The sequence below is a fragment of the Cellulosimicrobium sp. GQ32 genome (genome assembly GCF_059758455.1).
The window spans coordinates 1-3,365 of sequence record NZ_JCAXEP010000024.1 but is presented as its reverse complement, the minus strand read 5'-3'; the positions used below and the strand labels follow the sequence as shown (position 1 = coordinate 3,365).

Here is a 3,365-nt window from a genome sequence, read left to right as displayed (position 1 = left end):
CGTGCGGACCCAGCCGCCCTGCCAGCGGTCCTGGTCCTGGTAGGTGCGGGGGTACCCGAGCCCGGGGCGGGTCTCGACGTTGTTGAACCACACGTACTCCACGCCCGTGCGGTTGGTCCAGGCCTGCTTGCACGTGACCGAGCACGTGTGGCACCCGATGCACTTGTCCAGGTTCATCACCATCGACATCTGCGCCATCACCCGCACGACGCCACCCCCTCCCACGCCGACGACAGCCTGCCCGCCGCCGGGCCCCGCGCTGTTCCGGTCCGGGTCACGAGTGTCACGAGCGTCACGAGTACCGCACCTCCTGGCTGCGTCGGCGGATGACGGTCATCTCGTCGCGCTGGTTCCCCGTGGGGCCGAGGTAGTTGAACGCGTAGGAGAGCTGGGCGTACCCGCCCGCGAGGTGCGTCGGCTTGAGCAGGATGCGCGTGAGCGAGTTGTGGATGCCGCCGCGCAGCCCCGACGTCTCGGCGAGCGGGACGTCGATCGTGCGGTCCGTCGCGTGGTGCATGTAGACAGTGCCCTCGGGCATGCGGTGCGACACCACCGCTCGCGCGACCACGACACCGTTGCGGTTGTACGCCTCGATCCACTCGTTGTCCTCGACGCCGATCTTGGCGGCGTCGGCGGGCGACATCCAGACGTTCGGACCGCCACGGGACAACGACAGCATGAAGAGGTTGTCCTGGTACTCCGAGTGGATCGACCACTTGTTGTGCGGCGTCAGGTACCGCACCGCGACCTCCGCGTGGCCCGCGGAGCCCGGATAGCCGGACGGGGACGTGTCGCCCACCACCGGCGAGTCGCCGAAGAGGCGGTGCATGTCCAGCGGGGGTCGGAAGATCGGCATGTGCTCGCCGAGCTCGATCATCCAGTCGTGGTCGAGGTAGAGGTGCTGGCGCCCGGTCAGGGTGTGCCAGGGCTTGAGCCGCTCCACGTTGACGACGAACGCCGAGTACCGGCGGCCCCCGTGCTCGGAGCCGGACCACTCGGGAGAGGTGATGACCGGCGTCGGGCGCGACTGCACGTCCGGGAACGTCACGCGCTTGCCCTGCTCGTCCAGCGCGAGGTCCGCGAGCCGGGTGCCCGTGCGCTGCTCGACGTGCTCGAACCCCTGCACCGCGAGCCGGCCGTTCGTCGTCCCCGACAGCGCGAGGATCATCTCGCACGCGTGCGTGTCCCGGTCCAGGCGCGGGCGCCCGGCCGCCGGACCGTCCTGGACGAGGCCGTTGCGACGTCCGAGGTCGGCGACCTCGGGCGCGGGCGAGAAGTGGACGCCCTTGGTCACCATGCCCGCCTTCTCGGTGAGCGGCCCGAGCGAGGCCATGCGCGCGGCGAACGCCGGGTAGTCGCGCTCGACGACCACGAGCTTCGGCATCGTCACGCCGGGCACGAGCTCGCGCTCCGTCACGGGGAGCCCCGAGTCGGGGAGCGCTCCGTGCGGGACGGCCATCTCGTCCGGGGTGTCGTGCGCGAGCGGCGCGGCGACGAGGTCCTCGCGGACCCCGAGGTGCGTCACCGCGAGCTCGGACACCTTCCCCGCGAGCGTGTGGAAGATGTCGAAGTCCGTGCGCGTCTGCCACGGCGGGTTGATCGCCGGGTTGAACGAGTGCACGAACGGGTGCATGTCCGTGGACGACAGGTCGTGCTTCTCGTACCAGGTCGCCGCCGGCAGCACGACGTCGGAGAACAGCGTCGTGGACGTCATGCGGAAGTCGAGCGTGACGAGCAGGTCGAGCTTGCCCTGCGGTGCCTCGTCCCGCCACGTCATCGACCGCGGCCGACGCTCGGGGCTCGACTCCGCCGCGTTGACCGCGGCGTCCGTGCCGAGCAGGTGCTTGAGGAAATACTCGTTGCCCTTGCCGGACGACCCGAGGATGTTCGCTCGCCACACCGTCACGACGCGCGGGAAGTTCGCCGGGGCGTCCGGGTCCTCGCACGCGAACCGCAGGTTCCCGGCCTTGAGCTCGTCGACCACGTGCTGCGCGGGCTCCTTGCCCGCCGCGCGCGCCTCGTCCACGAGGTCGAGCGGGTTGCGGTCGAACGTCGGGTAGCTCGGCATCCAGCCGCGCTGCGCGGACTCGACGAGCGTGTCGGCCGTCGTGCGTCCGGAGAACTGGCCCTGCGCGAGCGGCGACGCGAGCGCGTCCGCGGGCAGGCCGTCGTAGCGCCACTGGTCCGTCGCGAGGTACCAGAACGCGGTGCCGATCATCTGCCGCGGCGGTCGCGACCAGTCCAGGCCGCCCGCGTACTGCGCCCACCCGGTCACCGGGCGGCACTTCTCCTGGCCCACGTAGTGCGCCCACCCGCCGCCGTTCACGCCCTGGCAGCCGGTGAGCGTCGTCAGGGCGAGCATCGCGCGGTAGATCGTGTCGGAGTGGAACCAGTGGTTGGTGCCCGCGCCCATGATGATCATCGAGCGCCCGCCCGAGTCCAGCGCGTTCTGCGCGAACTCGCGCCCGATCCGCTCGGCCGCCGCGGCGGGCACCCCGGTGAAGCGCTCCTGCCACGCGGGCGTCGCGGGCGACGCGTCGTCGTCGTAGCCCGCGGGCCACTCGCCGGGCAGCCCCAGCTCCGGGCGGTTCACGCCGTACTGCGCGAGCAGCAGGTCCAGCACCGTCGTGACGAGCCGCCCGCCGACCCGCCGGGCCGGGACCCCGCGCACGACGACGCCCGCGCCGCCCAGGTGCGCGCCGGCCTCGTCGCCCGGCGCCGGGTCGAGGTCGAACCGCGGCAGCGCGACGGCGACCGTCTCGTAGGTGAGATCTGCCGAGGTAGAGCCCTGGTACCGCGAGGTAGAGCCCCGGTCCGCCGAGGTAGAGCCTTGGTTCGGCGAGGTAGAGGCCGGGTCGGACGACGGGCGCTCGGGGACGGTGTCGCGGGTGGGGGCGGCCTGCGGGGCGCCCCAGAAGACGCCGTGGGGGTCGGCGACGGAGAGCAGCGGGTCGATGTCGCCGAGATCGAGGTTCCACCGGCCCGCGTCGGCCTCGCCGTAGCGGTGGCCGAGGCTGCCGTTCGGGACGCGCGGGGTGCCGTCGGCGTCGAGCACGACCGTCTTGAAGCGGGCGTTCGAGGAGGCGGCGTCGTCGTCGCCGGGGCGACCGACGCCGTCGGGCAGGTCCGCCGCGGTCAGGAACTTCCCGGGCACGTACGCCGCGCCCGACCCCGAGCCGTCGCCGTGCTCGTCGAGGACCACGAGGTTCGGGAGGTCGGTGAACCGCGCCGCGTACTCCGCGAACTGCGGGGTGCGGCGCTGCGCGTAGTGCTCGGTGAGGATGACGTGGCCCATGGCCTGGGCGAGGGCGCCGTCGGTGCCGGGGTGCGGCGCGAGCCACTCGTCGGCGAACTTGGTGTTGTCC

Annotated in this window: 1 protein-coding gene and 1 pseudogene; both read right to left on the bottom strand. The window is 72.4% G+C overall.

Translation table 11 applies throughout. The annotated features are described in order from the left end of the window. A pseudogene (narY, locus tag AC6CH9_RS20745) lies at positions 1-207 on the bottom strand (nitrate reductase subunit beta); the annotation flags it as partial. A gap of 85 nt (positions 208-292) precedes the next feature. Further along, positions 293-3,365: molybdopterin-dependent oxidoreductase (locus AC6CH9_RS20740; RefSeq protein WP_498156589.1), on the bottom strand; the 3,073-nt coding region annotated here is incomplete at its 5' end.